Source organism: Novipirellula galeiformis (assembly GCF_007860095.1).
Classification (GTDB): domain Bacteria; phylum Planctomycetota; class Planctomycetia; order Pirellulales; family Pirellulaceae; genus Novipirellula; species Novipirellula galeiformis.
Genome location: NZ_SJPT01000003.1, coordinates 167,932 through 187,777, shown reverse-complemented (window position 1 = coordinate 187,777; position 19,846 = coordinate 167,932). Strand labels below are relative to the sequence as shown.

Below are 19,846 nucleotides of genomic sequence, written 5' to 3'. Positions count from 1 at the left end.
GTGCAAACATGCCCGGTGCAAACGCGACGTTTAACGCTTTTTCTTGAGGTCGGGGCGACGGCGTTTGTTCGGTCGCTCGACGGGTTCCTCGGGTTTGTTGACCTGGTTGCGAATGCGATCGGCGATCGTGAGTGGCTTGTCTTTTTTCACGGTCGGAACCGCAGTTCCCTCGACTACGCCGAGGTCAAAGTGTTGTTTGGCCGGCAACGTCTTTTTGACCAGCACTCGCTCACAAATGCCCCACAAACTACTGGTGATAAAGTAGATACAGAGGCCGGCAGGAACGCGAAAGAAAAACAGTCCCATCATCAACGTCATGATGTTCATCATCTTTTGCGTCATCGCGGTTTGTTCATCGGTTGCCGGTGGCATGAACAATTTTTGTTGCAGCAGGAACAATCCGACGACGAAGACCGGCAGGATATTGAAATAAGGGCCTAGCCAACCGGTACCGCGACCGGCCAAGTAGTCCCACATCCAATCGCCCCAATACGCTGCCATGTCGGGGCCAGCCAAGTTCGAGGCCCAGCTGGTCGCGGAGGAAACCGCTTTCTGACGAAGTTCGATGTCGACCGACAAGGCACGGTACAACCCGATGAAGATGGGCAATTGCAGAAACATCGGTAAACAACCCGCCATCGGATTGAAACCAACGCGCGTTTGCAATTCCCGTTGCGCCTTCAAACGGCCTTCCATGTCGTCTTTGTATTTTTCGGCAATCTTCTTCAGCTCAGGAGCAAGTTCTTGCATCCGTTGAGCGTTGATGGCCGCTTTGCGACTGAGCGGAAACATCAATCCGCGGACCAGCACGGTCAACAAGATGATGGCGATCGCATAGTTTCCGATGCTGCCGCCGATGACATGCAACAGGCTCGCTAACAGGACCGCGAAGGGAGCAAACCAGCCGTAGTAGATCGTATCGCCTAAGCCATACTTTTCTACCAAGTCAGGCTCTTTCGGCCCGGCAAAAAATCGAAGGTTATGTTTCAGCGACTCTCCGGGTTTGACCGTGCGAACGTTGCTGGTCAAGTAGAAGGAGGTGTTTACCGCACGTTCCTTGTGGCGTTCGATTCTATCGGCGTCAGCAACGATGCCCGCCGACACGCGTTGGAGGTCGGTAAAGGCGGTCTGGCCAGCTTCGGGAAGGTAGGCTGCGACAAAGTATTGCGCGTCCACCGCCACGTACTTCAACGCCTGAGTCTTCTCGTCCAAGTCGGGCGAAAAGAGCGATTGATCCGGGTCCTCGGGTTGCTTCTTCGCCAGCTTCAGCAAGTCGTAACCGCTGACTAATTCGTGGCGATTCGCTGCATTGGTGTAAACAATGTCGCGCGCTGCGGCGCCGCTAAAATTGGGGCTGATCTTGGTGCTGTACCACCAACCTTCGAGCGTGAGCCCGTTGGGCCCGGCAAGACGATAGGCCAAGTCATGGGGCTGGTCCCCTTGATTCTCCACTTCGATTCCCATGTCGATGACATAGCTCTCTTTGGGCAATCGATAGGTGCGTACCAATTGCAGTGCTTCCCCCTTCGCTTTTTCCAGCTCATTTGCCGTCAATGCGAGGCGGAACGTGAGGGCGTCGATCGCTGGCAACGCGTCGTCATCGGTCGTTGCGGAGGGCGAGTCAATGGACCAAACCAAATTGGCTGGGTCTGAAATGCCTTGGATCGCTTCGTCGCCAACAATGATCCCTTTGCGGTTAACCTGAGCCAATGTCATCAAGCAGGACAATTCGGAATCGTTGCCTTTGACTTGATCGGCGCCGCCGTCGCGAGCGAGTCGAATCAAATCGAGCGGGTGTTCACTTAGCTTCACGGTGAGCGAAGTGGACGTGAGCGAGCTCGTGTCCGATGGAGCCGCGGGATCGTCCGCGTCGGTATCGGCGGTTGACGCTGTGCTACGCAGCACGGCAACCTTGACCGATTCGCCCGGTTTGGTTTTCGTCAGTGCGCTATCGATGTCATCGCGTCGGACGATCGATTTGCCGTTGATCTCGGTGATGATGTCGCCGACTTCGATGCCCGCCATTTGTGCCGGGGTTCCGGGGCCAACGACATTGACAACCACTCCATCGGCAGCATCCGCCGGGGTGGCCGCAAAGTAGCCCATGTATCCGCTGCGCACATCGACTCGGCGGTACTTCAGGTTGCCTTTTCCTGGCTCACGCTCGACCAATTCGATCCGCTCGATCGCTCCGCCAAGGCTGTTCAATGTGACCAGCATGACATAACCGGAGTTGGGGTCCATCGACCCAAGCGTCACCCACTGGGGCTTCGAAGGGCGACGCGGCGCACCCGGCTCGGTGGCTTCGGTCGTTTCCTTGACGGGATCGCTTGCTAAGGCGTCGCTTTCGGATTGGGGGTCGCGGAGATCGGCGTCGGCAATGTCCTTGGGCTCGTCCTCCAGCGGTGCGGCGATTTGCTGCTCATCCTTGGCAATCGGCTTGGGAGGAGGCATCACCCAGTGTCGTAACGACACATAAATGGCTAAGAATGCTGTGGAGTAAATGATAAAAGTGAGTAGACGCCGTTCCACAGTGTTTGCCAGCCAAAGAGGAGATAGGAGGGGGGGAGAGGTGCGTTAGAGCTTTGAGCGTAAACCTTTTATTCTGGCAGTGTTTTTTAATCTTGGGAAGGCGAACGAAAAGGTTTTGAAGGAAGAAGGAGTGGGCCGATCGCTTCGCCAATTCGTTTTCGAGCTCCGGTGTCGCTTCGCATCGCCCCTTCCGCAGCCGGGCGACTCGCTTTTAAGTCGTTTTATGGTTGAAGGTTATGACAATGGCACCCGTATGGGGACTTCAGTCGGCCCTCCGCTGAAGTCTCCGCGAGTTTCGCGTGATGGTACTAGCGGTGCAACGGGAACGACACGGGCGATCGCGACCCTGGGCTGAGTGTTTTAACGCCGTTGGCGTTAATGGAAGCGAGCCGATGGCATGACCGCCGTGCAAGCAAAACCGGCGTCAATCCAGAGTTTTTAGCAGCCCCGTCATGGCCTGTTTGATCGATCCCCCCGGCGTTTTTGGCCGCTCGCGTCGTGCCGCCACCGCTTGTTTCTGATGTGGATTCCGGGCTGCATGTTTGTTGTGCGTCGTCCCGGTTGCAGCGAAACGACGAGAGATGCGACATTTTTTGCCGAAAAATGGCCGTCCTTTATAAACTTGGAACGAATTTGACGCGTTTCTCGTCCTATTCCATTAGATGGACCGCACGAGACCGACCGTGTTAGGCAAACCAGGCTTTCGCAGCCGATTGGGTAAACCTTGCGGGTTGTAGCGAATTTCTTCGTCTTAACGACTGTGATTGGTCGACGACTTACTGATGAATGGGCCATGTGTATTCGGGGGCGAAATCCCGGTGAACGTGATTGGCCCTGTTTTTTTTGCACTTGCCGCTTGAGAGAACTGATGCGACGCAACTCCGAGATCCACTCGAATCACTCCGAGAGCCGCTCGAATGGCGTAACCGAATCGAAAACGGGTCGTCGCGGGATTTTGCGTGACTTGATGACCCATTTTCGCTCTGGTAACGGAGCCCCGGTATCGGCAAAGCGGGGTCGTTTGTTGCTCGAATCGCTCGAACAGCGTCAATTGATGGCTGGCGACGTGCAGATGATGTATACCGATGGTTCATCCACCGCGTCATCTGACAGCGTTGCAGCACAGACGGCGGCAAGCCAAACCGCCGCGGCCGATACCGGGCTGTCGCGAGCGGCTGAAGGGGAATCGACTGCCGATCTGGTTCAGTTCGCGAAAGACTTGAAAGACGCTGGGGTGATTTTCTACGGCGCCCATTGGTGTCCGGCGTGTACCGAACAGAAGCAGATGTTCGAGGACGGGGCCAAGGAGTTGCCATTCATCGAGGTCACTCAGGCTGATCGCACCCCTTCTCAGTTGGCGATCACCGAAGGCATCGAGAGCTATCCGACTTGGGAGTTTCCCGATGGCTCTCGCTTGGTGGGAACGCAATCGTTGGAGACACTCAGTACGAAGAGTGGCGTCGCGATCCCGCAAGGGGAAACGCCGTCGTTTCAATCGGTCGGCAACAAGACGGTCCAGATCGGGGCTCCGTTACATGTGCCGATCAACGCCTACGATCCTGATGGAGGTCCGTTGACGGTGACCGTCAGCGTCGAGAACCCCGCCTTGCTCGAAGCCGTGGTGCTGAGCGGGAACCGTTCGATTCGCTTCGATATGGAAGGCTATGGCGACATGGTGTTCGAGTTATTCGAAGATCGTGCCCCCACAGCGACCGGCCGCGTGATCGAGCTTGCCAATCAAGGGTTCTATGATGGCCTCATTTTTCATCGCGTGATCGACCAATTCATGATTCAAGGGGGAGATCCCACCGGTACTGGTACTGGAGGCTCGACGCTGGGCGATTTTGATGACGATTTCCACCCCGACCTAGTCCATACCGGTTCGGGCGTTTTGTCCTTTGCCAAATCGGGTGACGACACTAACGATTCCCAATTCTTTATTACCGAGGTGCCCACCCGTCACCTCGATTTCAATCACAGTGTGTTTGGGCAACTGGTCGAGGGCGAGGATGTTCGTGAAGCGATTAGCAATCACGCCACGGGCACCAACGACAAACCGACGTCGACCATTCGCATCTCGAGTATCGATGTTTTTAACGACATCGAAAATTCGGTGGTGATGCTGAAAGCCAAAGCGACTGGCACAACCAACGTGACTTATACGGTCACCGATGCGCAAGGACGCAGCTATTCGGAAACGAGCACGGTCAGCGTGGTTGCCGACAGTGCGAACAGCCAACCCTTTTTGAACGAGATTACCGATCCCGCGAGTGTTCCGAGCGGAACGGCCGCCACGCTGCAACTTTCGAGTGTGGATGTGGAAGGGGATGCGGTCACGTACTTTGCCACCTCGCAAAACGCGAATGCCGCGACCGCGACGGTCAACCCGACCACGGGCGTGGTCACGGTGACACCGAATGCCGGTTTTGTGGGCACCGTCCCGGTTCTCGTGGGGGTGCGTGCGGGGGCCGGCGTTACCGGCAACGCGTCGACGGATCGTGACGAGCAACTGGTGATCTTCACGTTTGGCAGTGGCGACACATTGGCAACGCCGACAGGGGTGGATTTGGCGGCGGTGAGTGACGTCGGAATCAGCAATTCCGATAACATCACCAGCGCCGGGACCATGTCGTTCATCGTATCCGGAGTGACTTCGGGGGCGACGGTTGAGCTCGTCAACACGGCGACCAACACCGTCATCGGCGTGGGCGCGGCGACGGGATCGACGGTCACCATCACGACAAACAATATCGCCGCACTCGGTGATGGCACCTACAACATCGCGGCGCGTCAACATCGCGATGGAGTGACTAGCGCTCGCTCTGCGGCGCTAAGCGTCGTTTACGATACGAGCGCGCCGGCATCGGTGATCCACACGGCGGCCACCCAAGCGAATGTCGGTCGCGTATTCCGTACCGACTTGATCAGCAGCGAAGAAGGCGCCGGGCTGGTCTACAAGCTGACCACGGCGCCGGCCGGTGCGACGATCAATGCTGCCACCGGCGAAATCGTTTGGACGCCGACGACGGCGCAAACCGGCGGCAATACGTTTACGCTCGAATTGACCGACGCGGCGGGCAATACACGTACGGAATCCTTCTCCGTCGACGTCTTGGGAGAACCGCTCGCGGAAATCAAATTGACCCTCACCGACTTGCAGGGCCAACCGATCACCGCGGTCCAAATTGGGCAAGAGTTCAATCTGAACATGATCGGCGTCGATGCTCGTACAGGCGACGATCTCGATGGGATTTTTGCCGCCTTTGCTGACATCTTATACAACAGCAACTTAATTCGGCCGGTGCCGGGAACGTCGATCCAGTTCAGTGAGCGATTCTCAACGGTTCGCAAGGGCGCGTTGGCCGACGGATTGATCGATGAACTCGGTGCGGCCACGGATCGATTGACCCCCAGTCAATTGGTCGACAGCTTGATCGCAACAATTCGGATGGAAGCGATTGCCAGCGGTTCGGTGAATATTCGCTCCGAACCGGCCGATGCGGCCGATAGCGAAGTCTTGTTGTACGGCAACGACAATCAAATTCCAGCCGAAGCGGTAGCCTACGGCAGCGTCCAACTTGCCATCGGCCAAAACTTTACCGTCGCCGATGACACCATCACCGTTGCGGAAGATTCCGGTGTGTCGTTTGTCGATGTGTTGGCCAACGACAATGTGCTGGTCAACGGAGGAACGCTCAGTTTGGTCTCGGTGACTCAGCCGACTCGAGGTGCAGCCGTTAGCATCCAAAGTGGCAAGGTCGCCTTATTGTTAGACGACAACTTCAACGGTGACTTTGAATTCACCTACCGTGTCCGCGATTCACAGGGCATTCAAGAAGATGCCACGGTGACGGTGACGGTCACTCCAGTAAACGATCCACCCTCGGCAGCGGATGACACGTTCAACGTGGATCAAGGGTCGTCGGCTACTCCGCTCGACGTTCTGTTAAACGATTCGATTGCTCCCGATACCGGTGAATCGCTACGCGTCTCGGCCGTCGGAACGTCCGCTAACGGGGCAACGATTACGATTTCGCAAAATGGCCAATCGGTCCTCTACACTCCGCCAGCGAATTTTGTCGGTAGTGACACCTTCACCTACACCGTCACCGATGGTTCGTTGACCGATCAAGCGACCGTGTCGATCGTCGTTGCACCGGCGGATCCACCGCCCACGGCCGTCGCGGATAGCTTCACCGTCGTCGAGGACGCCGCCGAAGCCTTGTTCGATGTGCTGGTCAATGACACGCGGGATGCATCGAACGAAGAATTCACGATCATTGCAGTCGGAACGCCTGATCAGGGTGGCGCGGTGCGAGCGAACAGCGATGGAAGTCAGATTTACTATAAGCCAGCCGCTAATTTCAACGGCACCGAGAAGGTCACCTACACGATTCGCGATTCCGGCGGCGGGATTGCGGTCGGCACCGTGACGTTTACGGTGACCTCCGTGAACGACGCTCCGCCGATCGCCAATCCCACCTTCCATTCGAGTCGCGGTGCGGGCGAGAAAGCGGTTTTCACGCTCAGCGATTTGCCTGCTAACGTGGACAGTGGGGAAACGTTGACCTTCTCGAATCTGGGAACACCGACGGCGGGAGGCAGCGTTCGGATCAATGCAGCCACCGGCACCATCTTCTACACGCCTCCGTCGGACACCTTCTCGGGAACCGACACCTTTACTTACACCGTCAACGATGGCACCGGATTGACCCGCAGCGGAACGATCACCATCGAGGTTTCCGAATTCACCGAACGGGATTTGTACCTGAACTTTTTGGCTGCGGATATCAGTCCCGACCAGATCAACGGGATCGTGCTAAAGGGAACCGACGCGACGAACAACACGGTCGAAGTGCCGTTGTCGTTCACAGGATCCAAGCCATCGTTCCAGAATATTATGCCAGGCAATTACGTTGTCGAGATTCCGGCGATTCCGTTCTTTGGCAATGGCAGCACCGCTCAGCAACTTTCGGTGACGAGCGCAGCGGAGGATGGCGACACGACGATCGATGTCTCGATCGGACAACTCTTGCCCCAATTCATTTCCATCCGCGATTGGCTGGGGTCGACGCCAAAGAAATCCTTGTTAGTGGCGGTCCAACCGGGGCAACCCAGTGCGTTGTTGGTGCCCACTGCGGCTGCGACCAACATCACCAATCCCGTCGTGACGCTCGATGCGACCAGCGAGAGCATCAAGGTCAGCGGTACAAAAACGACCACCGATGCGTCCACCGGCGCCGTCAGCACTTCGGCCGTGGAAGCTTCGCTGCCGACGAACTCCGATCCACGCGTGCAAATGCGTGGCGAAAGTGGCGGCATGCGGTTGTACCGAATTAGCATCGAAGAAGCGGACGTCACCTTCACCCCAGCGAGCACCACGGCCAACGGATCCTCTAGTGCGGCCGCTCAAGGTGAGTTCATTGAAACTAGCCCCGCGGCGTCAACGGTGGGGGCGGTGCAAGCCGACGCAGGGACGATGGCGGTCAATTCCGTCTCCCAAACCGATGTCTTTGTTCCAGTTGCCGAAGGGGAGGCGACGCGAAGTGATGCCACGGTGATGCCGTTAAGCGGAGGAGACGTTTGGGTGGGCGAAAGTCTAGGGCGTTCGCGATTGGCAAGTTCCGCTTCCACCCCTTCCAACGAGAGTGTCGTGGACAACGCGATGACTCAAGTCGCCACGGAACTGACGCGAAGCTCCCAGTCGGGTGAGACGATTGCTGAAGAAGGGCTAGGGGCCAATCTGCTAAGCGACCACGCGATCGACGCCGCCCTCACAGGCGAATTGTAGCGCGGCGAAGGGGCGTGATTGGGAGCGGTTTTGGGAGCGATTGGGCACTGGAAATGGTGCCTACGAGGGAGCCTTTTGAGCTCGCCAAGACGTTGGTGATCGGCGCAAAGAGCCCGTTTTCGGGCTCTCATCGAGGTCGGATCGAAGCAAAATGCGGATTTTAGGGAAAAAAAACGATCCCCATTGACAGATTACGGGGCGATGCTAGTCCCCCCTTACGCTCTCGATCCGGCACTGATTTACGGCTCTCAAGGGGGTATGATGCAAAAAACACTGAAAAACGTGGGGTTTTCTAGGCAAAGCCGGGTTGCGTCAGCCGTGTGACCGACATAACACTTTGCCGTTAAGAAAACTGCGAGCATTGAAGCTCAACTCTGATTACTCTCACCCTGTCATAAGAAGGTTGTTGCACATGGCTAAAGCCGCACCCAAGGCAGCCCCGCAAAAGGCTCCGACCAAGACCCAGATTTTGGCTAATATCTCTGAGTCGACCGAACTGACGAAGAAGGACGTTGCTGCCGTCTTCGATGCGTTGACCGTTGAAATCGAAAAGGCGCTCAGCAAAGGCGGCCCCGGCCAATTCGCAATCCCCGGTCTTTGCAAGATCATCCTCAAGGATGTTCCTGCGAAGCCAAAGCGTAAGGGCCGTAACCCTGCGGACGGTAGCGAAATCTGGTTGAATCCAAAACCAGCGAGCAAGAAGCTCTCGATCCGACCTTTGAAGGGTCTGAAGGAAATGATCTAAGCAAATCCCATGCGGATTTCTTAGCTCATTTGTCCCCTCGGGGCCAATGTATCCAAGCAGCTGGCAAGCCAACGTTTTAATCGGGTTGCCAGCTCTTTTCGTTTCGAGACCGCTGGATGGAGAAAACGGCCTCGTCGCTTCACCGCTGCATTCGCCCCCCGTCTGCAGTGTGTCGCCGTCTGCAGTGTGTCGCCTCTGGATCGCTTCGCCGCGTGGGAATTCACGCCGCCTGGATTCAACCCCGCAATGATGGCGTGAGGCACCGCTACGGGGCACCACTACGGGGCACCGCGTTTCTCGCTGCTACCGAAAAACACCGAACCGGCTTCCGTGACTCGCTACCGTGACTCAACGGCTTCTGTGACCCCAAGGCGTTTTTGACCCGCTGCGAAAAGCCCTGCTGCGAAAATAAAATTAGCTCATTGCTATTCCGGAAATTTTCGGATTTTTGTTAAAGGTCGAAGTCAGAACCAATTTCCTTCGATTCTTTCGGTGTTCGACATGCGACGACTTTGCCTCGGAACCTGCATGCTTGCGTTGGCTTTGACCAACGTGGGCTGTCGGCAAACGACTGGGCCCACCGCGGGCGGACCGCTCACCCCCGTGGGACCAATGTCCCCGGTGGGGCTTTCGCCTGTACCGACGGGAGCCGCTCGCACGACTTCCGCCATCAGTCCTTTGGGCGCTCCTACGCGGGTCCCACCGCCACCGAACAATTCGTTTCAAGGTCAAGGCGCCGCACCCGCCAGCTTTGTGCCTTACGGCCAAGCCAACGTTGCACCCTATCATCCCAGCAACGCCAACGCGCCTTACGATTCGTTCTCGACCGTTCCAAACCCAGCCGCTGCGGCGAACGCCTTGGCCGCTGGCAATGCGAGCTACGGCAACGCCGCGATCGGTTCGTCCGTGGTCACCAGCGGTTGGAATGAAACCGGGGCCCAAGTCAGCACGGTGTCGGGAACCGAGCCGATTCCGAGGGATGCCGGTGGGGCACCTCAGTTCCAACAACCTCCATTCCAACAACCTCAATCGCAGCAACCCAGTGCGTCACCCCGGGTTCGCTTCAATGGAATGCAAGTCAACGATTTGACCGGGGCGCCCAGTACGGCGTATAACAGCAACGCTTCGGTCGTTCCTTACGCTGCACCGCAGACCGCAGCCACGCTCAGTCGCGGCTACTATCCCCCCGCGGTGGATCCCCGCAACCCGATCAGTTTGATGCCCACGCGTGCGGCAGGCGAACATCCGTCGTACCCGCAATACGATCCGCAACCCATGCCCAATCCTGCGGTACCGCAAAGCCTCGCGGCCATGGTTCCGGCAGAGCGAGTGACGGGAGCCGGCGCCAATGAACTACGACCGATGGTGTCGGGACAAAATATCGCAACCGAGGGGAGTGCAAATGCTTCGCTGGCTGCGACGTCGCCGGTGAACGCGTTTGAATCGCGAAGTAATCTCGCGGCTGAGCATGGTCCCTACTCGCCGACGGCGCCTGCGTTCCAAGGAGCACAGCGATTCAATTCATCGCTGCCAAGCACCGAACCGATTGGCGAGTCTGCTACCCAAACCGCGACCAATGACAATCTTCGCTGGGGACGTCCTCGGACATCGTTCTAGCCCGGAATATCGATAACGCGACGCGTCCCGTTTTTACGCGATGGACTCGTTGCCTCGTCGCTGACGCTCGACCCGAATTTCTAGCGGTAACGCCGTTCTAACACGTGGGCGTCATCACGCTACGGGTATCATCGCGCCACGGGCATCATCGCGTCACGGTCATCGAACGTGGTGAACCCAAACTCGGGGGCCAGCATCGGTTCGTTGACATTCCTCGCCAACAGGTGCTCAAGCTCTTCAATGGGTGCTGGTTTGCTATACAGATATCCTTGACCAAAATCGCAACGGAGATTTCTAAGTTGTTGCAACTGACGTGTCGTTTCGATTCCTTCGGCAATGACTTTGGTGTTTAAGTTGTGAGCTAAGGTGATGATCGCGTGAATGATCGATTCATAGTCATCGCCCACTTCCATGGTCGAGACAAACGAGCGATCGATCTTCAATACATCAATGGGGAAGCGATGCAGACAGCTCAGCGATGAGTGCCCGGTGCCAAAGTCATCCATGTGCAAACGGATCCCGAGTTTACGAATCTGGCTCAGTCGATCGGCGACTTGCTCGGGACTGTCCATGATCATCGATTCGGTGATTTCGAGATTCAATTGACTAGGCAAAACTCGTTGTTTGGTAAGGACGTCTTGCAGGATCGTGACAAAATCAGGATCCGTCAGTTGCCGCTTGGAAACGTTCACGCTGATCGAAATCGGCGGTCCATCGATGCGGGACGCGTTGAGTTGGTGGATCGTTCGGCACGCTTCTTCGAGAATCCAGCGTCCAATCGGAACGATCAATCCGATCTCTTCGGCCACCGGAATGAACTCGCTTGGGTTGATCAGTCCCTTGGTGCTATGGATCCACCGCACGAGCGATTCGAGGCCGACGATTTGTCCCGAGGCGACATCAAAAATGGGTTGATAGACGAGTCGCAGTCCTCCGTCCGTCAACACGGTGCGAATGGCTTCTTCGAGTTCCAGGCGTTTGAGCACCGAGGCGTGCATGGCATGGTCAAACACGGCCAAGCATTGCTTGCCACTGAATTTGGCCCGATACATCGCGAGATCGGCATTCCGCATTAACTCTTCGGGAGTGGTTGCCGAATCGTTTGAGAAGGCAATCCCGAGACTCGTTCCCAGTGTCCATTCATGACCCGAGACCGTGTAGCGGCCGATCAAGTCCCTGCGGATTTGTTCGGCGAATTGAGTTCCCACTTGTTCGTTGGCAACGTTGCCTAAGAAAATGACGAATTCATCGCCGCCGAGTCGCGCCACCAAGGGCTGGACTTGTGTTTCGGATTGCTGCGTGACGGCAGCCACGGCGGACTGTAATCGCTCGCCAATCGCCATCAGCAATTCGTCACCGGCAGCGTGACCGAGACTGTCGTTGATGATCTTGAAGTTATCAAGATCTAAGAAAATCAATGCATCGCAACACTGCGGGCGGAGGTCGCGATTTTCAAAGCGAGCCTCAAGCACTTGTTTCAAATGAGTGCGGTTGGGGAGTTGGGTGAGTGAGTCGTGAGTCGCGGCATGTTGCAGTTCCGACTCGGCGGATTTGCGATGGCTTATCTCAATATGCAATTGTTGATTCGAGCTTGATAATTGCCTTAAGCGGGCAACCATCATGTCAATATTCGTTGCCAAGTCTCCGAACTCATCATCGCGATTGATTTCCGAGCGTGCAGAGAAATTGCCCTCGGGGCCCATCCGGTTTGCATGGTCCGAGAGTTGATGGAGCGGGGTGATGACAATCTTTTGAAGTAGCAATAACAGGATCGACAACACGACAAATGCCGCCACCACCAACGATCCGATGGCATAGTGCATCGCAATTTGGCCCTCTTGCGAGATGTCGCGACGAACTCGAGCATGCGTGATGAGGATCGGGGTTCCTTCGAAATCAGTGAACACGCTTTGCGCGACAAGGAAGTTGTCGTTCAATTCACGAGTTTCGACCGGGGCGGCACTTCGATGATCCAAGCGATTGAGATAATGTTTTAACTCGCTGCCCAACAGATCGCGTTCGGCTGGCATGAGCTGTGCTAGGGGCCGGATGCGAAAGGCGACGTCGGCTTGCTCGGCGGTATCCAAGACCGCCTTCATGTCAAAGAAACGCCCCATCACGATCACTCCGTCGGCGTGGGGCACCCGATCAGCGTGTTCCGTTTGGGCATGGAAAAGGGGGCGTGCGAGAACGAACATGGGGCCGTGATCGGTCATCATCAGACCGCGGATGCCCGTCGCCGCATCGGCCGGGGTGAGCGACAGCGAGCGTGCTACGAGCGGATGGGTGAACGACAAAGGCTCCGAAGCAAACGTCTCGGTTTCGGGGGGAGTGACCAATTCGGGAGGGTAGGTCGATTGCTGGATGATGCGGCCCGTGTTATCGAGCACCACCAACAGATCGAGAGGCAGGGCTAAGTTGCGCGCACGCTTGTCGCGAAGCCGATCGAACCGCGTAAACGCTTGCCCGGCATAGTCGGGTAGGTCGTTCCACTTGGTGGGCAATTCAAGGGCGAGGTGGAGGTTGTTGATTTCATGCTCGATGCTCTTGTGAGCACGTTGCAGATCGCGAGTGGCTTGGAATCTCTCTAACGCGACGAACCGGGGGATCACGACGTATTGATGAATCGCTGCATCCGTGACCACGTACGTGATGAAGACGGCGATTAACGTCAGCAAAATTTTGAGTCGTAGATTCATTCGGCGTTGTTCACCTCGCGTTCACGCCGTTGCGCAAACGTCCATGGACCATGGCTTGCAAGTCGAATCCGACTCATCGGCTTGGATGAGAAGAAGGACGTAGCGGTGGCTTGGGCCGCTACCGATGTCATGTCATCTCCGCAATAACTCTACGTCACTCAGTGGCATGACCACGGTGTGGCCAGCAAAAAAAACGGCAAGCCGGGGCGAGCTCGATTGCACAGTCGTTAGAAAGGAAACAAGCGGTTGCCAAACACCCACCGCTGCGCTCGCAACTGCTGCGTTCGCAATCGGTGTGCGTCAAGCGGCTTCGTCATAGTAGCCCGGTTCGTCACGACCATCACCGTCCCAGTCGCCGACGACCGGTTGGCTATCGGCGTTGGGGCGCGGCACTTGGATATGGAGATCGTTTTCGGTGATTTTGCGGTCGCCATCGATATCGATGATCCACACGTCGCCTCGAATGACCCCGATTTCGTCGATGCCGTCGCCGTTAAAGTCGCCCACAATAGGCTCGTCTCCTAGGCGTCCGAATTGCGCTTTTTCGTCGTTTTGGGTCCAACGTCCATCGCCATCGGTATCGAGCATCCAATTGCCACCGCGGAACACTGCGACTTGGTCGATTCCATCGCCGTTCCAATCGCCTGCGACAGGCGTATCCACTTGTTCTCCATATTGGAACACATGATCGACTGCATCGGCACGCAGGTCGCCTTGGTTACCGCGACGAAGGAATCGCTCGCGGTCTTCGCCACGATCATCAACGTGTTTGGCAAGCTCTTCGGCCGATAATTCCCGACGTCGCTTGTTATCGGGGTCGGGAAGTCCTGGATCCTTAATGATCCGTTGCGGGTCGCGATGCCATTGGCGGCCAAAGATCCCGATGTCGTCTTTGCCGTCGCCGTCCCAATCCCCTACGACCGGACGGTCGAGTTCCGTGCCGAGCTTCATCCACATGTCGCCCTTGTCCCAGCGGCCGTTGCCATTGAGATCCACGAACCAATGCCCATTGATAAACAAGACCGCTTCGTCTTTACCGTCCCCGTCAAAGTCGCCCGTCAGGGCGATCGCGTCTTTATCACCCATGGTCAAGCGATTCGCGATCTCCATCAATTCACCATCGGAATTGATGATCACCCAACGACCGGAATCATGCTCACCTTCACTCCAATTCTCTTGCATCGATGTCGCGCCGACGGTTTTGATCGTCCCTGAGTTGTCTTCGCCTGCTCCCCCAGGAAAGCCACCGTTGATCACGCTCAAGTGCCACGAAACGGCCCATTCATCGTCGGCAATTACGGGGCGACGAATGGCATCGATGTCACCAAAACTGACCAACCGAATCCGTTCCGGGAACGTTTCGATCGGCGTCTCGACGAGGATGTTTTCGATGGGCTTGTCAATCAACTGAGGGATCGCGGGTTCGGTAATCGCGATCTCACTAAAGTTGTTGCTGAGGCTCGATCCACCTGCGGCAAGGTTGATGAACAAAATCGCGTCATCGCGTGGATCGGTCGCTTCACTTAGCGCCAAGGTTTGGATGCGAATGGCATCACTTTCGTCGAGCGTGTCAGCCGGATTGACCGCAACGCCTCCGCTTGATCCGGCGGTATCTAAACCGTCGATGTAGTTGTCGGGCTGCACCTGATAGACGCTATAGGTACCGGGCCGTAATCCCTTGAATTCATAGAACCCAAATTCATCCGTCGTGACACGGATCACGCCGTCAGCATAAATGCCGGCGAGCGCCCGGTCCGATGTGAAGGCTTCGCCCAGTACGTTTCTCAGCTCCAGCGTCACGCCCCCAATCAACGTGTCGTCGTCAGTCAACAAACCGTCTTTGAAATTACGCAAATCCTCGGCACTCGGTGGTGTGTTCGCCGGAATCGCCGAACCGTCTTGGAACACGTAGCCCGAGATCGTTGCGGGTGGCACCTCGGGGAAATCGTAGTCCACCGCGTTCGTTCCACCGGTCAGCGTGATTCCGCTGATCCGATCGTTGCCGGTAACGGTGCCCCCAGCCGATCCCGGCAGCGCTCCGCCGTCAAACAGATCCGCGGGCTGATGCTCGTAAACCGAGTAGACACCGGGGGCAAGGTTCGCAAATTCGTAGTTGCCCAAACCATCGGTGCGCGTTTGAGCAATCCGGTTGCCGGTTTCGTCAATCAAATCGATCAGGATATTACCCAGTGGAATATCGCCCGAGTTGAATACGCGATCGAGGTCGTTCTCTTTCCAAACTGAACCGGAAATCGTCGAGGGCTCAAGTTCACAAAAGTCGTAGTGAACCACGTTGGCGCCGGCGACCAAGTCGAGAGCCAAATGATCTTCGCCGATCACTTCGCCTCCGCCGCTACCGATGTGCTGGTTCCCTTGGAAATAGCCCTCTGGTTGGATTTCAATGATGTGGTAACGGCCCGGCGGTAAATTGCCAAACCGATACAACCCGCTGGCATCGGTTGTCGTTTCAGCGATCCGGTTGCCGTCTTCGTCACGCAACTCGACGCGAACACCGGCGATTGGCTTTTCACCGTCATCGTAGGTGCAGTTGCCGTTGCTATCGACATGAACGTAACCGCTGATCGATCCAGGCAACAATTCTCCAAAGTCATAATCCACGACGTCGCGACCGGTGGCAAGTTTCAGCCCCGTCAAATCGGCGCCGAGAATGTTACCACCGCCGCTACCGATGTGTTGTCCGCCTTGGTAGTAGCCGGTGGGTTGATGTTCAAAGATTTGATAGTCACCGGGGGCGAGTCCTGCGAATTGGTAGCGACCGTTTGCATCGGTCACGGTGCTGGCTACCACGTTGCCGTTACCGTCTCGCAAATCGACTTTCACGCCTGCGATTGTCGCTTCATTGGAATCCCGCTGGAAATCCGCGTCCGCGTCAATGTAGACGACCCCGCTAATCGATCCGGGTGGCAGTTCACCAAAGTTGTAATCAACAACGTTGTGTCCTGGGGATAGTTTCAGCCCAGTCAAGTCTTGGCTGATAATCGTGCCGCCGCCGCTGCCGATATGCTGAGCCCCTTGGAAGTAGCCCGTCGGTTGTTGTTCAAAGATTTGATAATGACCGGGGGCAAGCCCCTCGAACAAGTAGCGACCATTGGCATCGGTGACGGTGGTCGCCACGATGACGCCCTCGTCATTTCGCAATTCGATCGTCACGCCGCGGATCGGACTTTCGCCGGTGTCACGTCGGAAGTTGCCATCGGCATCGATGTAAACGACCCCGCTAATCGATCCCGGTGGCAGTTCACAAAAGTCATAATTGACAATGTTTGCTCCGGCCATCAAGGTCGTTCCGAGCAAGTCTTGGTCCAGCACAACACCGCCGCCGCTGCCGACCTTTTGCCCGCCTTGGAAGAAGCCGTCGGGCTGTTCTTCAAAGATCTGGTATTCGCCGGGACGCAACCCTTCGAAATTGTATTGACCGTTTGCGTCGGTGGTCGTGCGTGCCAAGACGCGACCGTCCCCGTCTCGCAGTTCGATCTTGACGCCCGCGATGGGAGCCTCGTCGGGATCGTGCACGCAATCGCCGTTGCCGTCCACGTACACCACGCCGCTGATCGAACCGGGCATCAGTTCGCCAAAGTTGTACTGGGTCAAACGATCGCCCCAGCCAATCGGGATGGCGGAAATGACGTCGTCGACTGAGTCATCGCCTCCGTTGCTGCCGGCTTGTTGTCCCCCTTGCAACCATCCGGTGGGCTGCATTTCGCGAACCGTATAGGATCCCGCCGGCAGATACGTGAATCGGTACGCCCCGTTGGCATCGGTGCGGGTCGAGGCAACCTTTTCGCCTGCGCTGTTGAACAATTCGACCAGCACGTTGTCGATGCCGGCTTCACCCGCATCTCGGCTGTTGTCGTTATTGCGGTCGTCATAGACGACGCCGCTAATTTCCGCAGGCGGACGCTCACAGAAATCGTAGTCCACCGCGACTTCGGCCGACGACAACGTAATCTTGCTGATCCGGTTCGGCGGATCCGCGACACCGCCCGCCGATCCCGCGTGCGAGGTACCTTCGAAATAACCGTCAACAACGCCTTCGATCACCGTGTATTCGCCGGGCGCGATGTTGGTGAACGAGTACTTGCCTTCAGTATTGGTTGTGGTCCGCGCGACCTCATTTCCGTCCGAATCAATCAAACGGATCACGACTCCCGATGGCGTCACTTCGCCTTCATCGTAATGACAATCCCCATCCGTATCGACATGCACGCGGCCCGCAAGCGTGGCCCCAACAAGTTCGCCAAAGTTGTACTCAACCCCGGCTTGGCCTTGCTTGAGCTCGATACCGACCAACGAGTCGCCGTCATCGCCCGTTCGCCCTACTCGTGTACCCGAGATCGTCCCGGCGGTGTCTTTACCGTCATAGAAATCATCGGGTTGAGTTTCAACCAAACGATAAACACCGGGAACAATCCCCTTAAACTCGTAACGACCATTTGCATTGGTGACTGCGGTGGCGACCGTCTTGCCACTCGCGTCAATCAACGAAACGGTGGTCCCTGGGATGCCTTCTTCGCCACCGTCCCGTTTGCCATCATCGGACCGGTCGTGGTACACAAATCCGCTAATCGTGGCCGGAGCAATTTCGCAGAAATTGTATTCGACACCGCGACCGTTGGCGGTCATCGTGATTTCTTGGATCAAGCCGCCGCCGACCGAAGTCCCCGAGGCGGAACCGTCCACACGCCCCACATGCGCACCGCCATCGAGCAATCCAACCGGGGTGTATTCCACAATCCGGTAGTTTCCGATCGGCAATTCATCGAACTCGTAGCTGCCATCGGCCGCAGTCGTGGTTTCGGCGATGATGGTGCCGAAGGAATCCTGTAACACCACACGAACGCCCTCGAGCGGCTTGTTTCCTGGCGCATCGTGGGGGCCTTCGCAATCTTCACCCGGCGCGACCAAGTAGACGAAACCCGTGATCGAACCAAACGGGGTTTCACCAAAGTTGTAATTTATCCCGTCGCTCGCACCGGCCAACACGATGTCATGGATCGCATCACCGGGGTTCTCGGCGCGTCCCACGACGCGGCCGTTGATGGTTCCGGGCGCATCAAGTCCGTCATTCAAATAGGCGGGCTGGTCGACTTCGATGACTTTGTAGGTCCCTGGTGCCAAACCATTAAACGAATACGAACCATCAGCCGCTGTGGTCACGGTGATGGAGGATTGCGCCGAGAGGGTGTTGATGGGAACGAGTTGCACGCGAACGCCTGCGATCCCCGTTTCGTTGGTTCCCTTTTGCCCATCGTTGTTATCGTCGCGATAGACATACCCCGACACCGATGCCGCGTTGGCTTCGGCAAAGTCGTAGCGAACCGCGTCGGTGTCACCGAGCGGAATATCGATGTCGGCGAGAACATCGATCGATTCGACGCGTCCGCTCGCGGTGCCATCGACGGAACCTGGGATCGCGCCAACGCTGAACAAACCAGCGGGCTGGGTTTCGACGATACGGTAGCGTCCGGGGCTCAGCCCGAGCGCTCGCGAGAAGACGTATTGCCCATCGCCGTCGGTCGTAGTGTGATGCCCGGTGTCGACGTAACGGTTGGAGCTTTCATCCCATTTGAACAGCGTTATCTCAACACCGGAGACCGGTCTTTCCCCCGCCTCACGCACCTTGTTCAGATTGTTGTCGAGCCAGACTTGACCCGCGACCGAGATCGGTTTGGCAATTTGTCCCGTCGTCGCCACAGCGGCAGCCGAGCGGTTTGGACGGCTGTCGACTCCGCTGCCTTCGTCCGGCGGCAAGTTCAAATTGTGATCCTTCGCAGGATCGCCGTAGTCGTTCAAAAAGACCGCGTCCGCGTGCGACGTCTCGTAATGCGGCGCGTTAAAGGTCGCTTCGAGAATCGAGTCCTGGAACTCTTGTCCCGACGCGATCACGTCCAAACGACTGTTGAACTCATCCAAATCCGGCAAGTTACGAAGCACTTCATCAACATCGAGCGTGAATTCCAAACGGTCACCCGCGCGGAATCCCGACAACTTCAACACTAATTCTTGGCCGCCATCTTCGACTTCGGCGGTCGCTTGGACCGTATGCCCGTCGGCGGTCAAGATGCGAACGATTTGGAAGTTATGAGCGCCGTTTTTGCCACGCCCTCCCAATTCGGTATCAAAGATCAGATCGCCAACCGAGATGCCATCTTGATCTTTGTCGGTGCTGATCCGGAGTTCGTTCAGCTCGGTGCCCGCCGCACCACCGGTGAACGAGAGGATGAAGCGGTCGCCATGCGAGTCGCTGCCGACGTCTTGGTCGGATTCCAAGTAATCCGTCTCGATATAGACGACGCCGACGTGAATGGGGTCGGCGGCGAGAAGTTGCCGATCCTCGAGCTTCTCGGGCGTCAGCACGCGTCGCTTGATGTTCTTAGCACGCGAGTTGATATCGTTGATTCGGCTGCGTTTAGTTTTCCACATCACCCGAGGCACCTCCGT

The 19,846-nt window shown here is 56.9% G+C and carries 6 protein-coding genes; 3 read left to right on the top strand and 3 right to left on the bottom strand.

What is annotated here, in order from left to right:
• Positions 1 to 30: 30 nt before the first annotated feature.
• Positions 31 to 2,454, bottom strand: coding sequence for a membrane protein insertase YidC (gene yidC, locus Pla52o_RS08900; protein WP_231612203.1), 2,424 nt, complete (start codon positions 2,452 to 2,454; stop codon positions 31 to 33).
• 946 nt (positions 2,455 to 3,400) lie between these two features.
• Here yidC and Pla52o_RS08895 point away from each other — a divergent pair.
• From Pla52o_RS08895 to Pla52o_RS08885, 3 genes are all read left to right on the top strand, one after another.
• Positions 3,401 to 8,323 carry an Ig-like domain-containing protein gene (locus Pla52o_RS08895; protein ID WP_197169121.1) on the top strand — a complete coding sequence of 1,641 codons (4,923 nt, stop codon included), beginning with the start codon at positions 3,401 to 3,403 and terminating at the stop codon, positions 8,321 to 8,323.
• A gap of 412 nt (positions 8,324 to 8,735) precedes the next feature.
• Positions 8,736 to 9,068, top strand: a complete 333-nt coding sequence (locus Pla52o_RS08890) for an HU family DNA-binding protein (protein WP_146594266.1) — start codon at positions 8,736 to 8,738, stop codon at positions 9,066 to 9,068.
• Positions 9,069 to 9,569: 501 nt separating this feature from the next.
• Positions 9,570 to 10,685, top strand: coding sequence for a hypothetical protein (locus Pla52o_RS08885; RefSeq protein ID WP_146594265.1), 1,116 nt, complete (start codon positions 9,570 to 9,572; stop codon positions 10,683 to 10,685).
• Positions 10,686 to 10,813: 128 nt separating this feature from the next.
• Here the strand turns inward: Pla52o_RS08885 and Pla52o_RS08880 are convergent, their stop codons facing one another.
• Entirely contained in the window at positions 10,814 to 13,384 is a 2,571-nt protein-coding gene (locus tag Pla52o_RS08880; protein WP_146594264.1) for a putative bifunctional diguanylate cyclase/phosphodiesterase, read from the bottom strand.
• 300 nt (positions 13,385 to 13,684) lie between these two features.
• Positions 13,685 to 19,759: an SdrD B-like domain-containing protein gene (locus Pla52o_RS08875; protein ID WP_390620849.1), complete on the bottom strand. Its 6,075-nt coding sequence runs from the start codon at positions 19,757 to 19,759 to the stop codon at positions 13,685 to 13,687.
• Between the last annotated feature and the right edge of the window lie 87 nt (positions 19,760 to 19,846).

What these genes read in the sequence shown, in the direction of transcription:
- yidC (WP_231612203.1), bottom strand. Translation starts at nt 2,454, where the DNA reads ATGCCTCCTCCCAAGCCGATTGCCAAGGATGAGCAGCAAATCGCCGCA.
- Pla52o_RS08895 (WP_197169121.1), top strand. Translation starts at nt 3,401, where the DNA reads ATGCGACGCAACTCCGAGATCCACTCGAATCACTCCGAGAGCCGCTCG.
- Pla52o_RS08890 (WP_146594266.1), top strand. Translation starts at nt 8,736, where the DNA reads ATGGCTAAAGCCGCACCCAAGGCAGCCCCGCAAAAGGCTCCGACCAAG.
- Pla52o_RS08885 (WP_146594265.1), top strand. Translation starts at nt 9,570, where the DNA reads ATGCGACGACTTTGCCTCGGAACCTGCATGCTTGCGTTGGCTTTGACC.
- Pla52o_RS08880 (WP_146594264.1), bottom strand. Translation starts at nt 13,384, where the DNA reads ATGAATCTACGACTCAAAATTTTGCTGACGTTAATCGCCGTCTTCATC.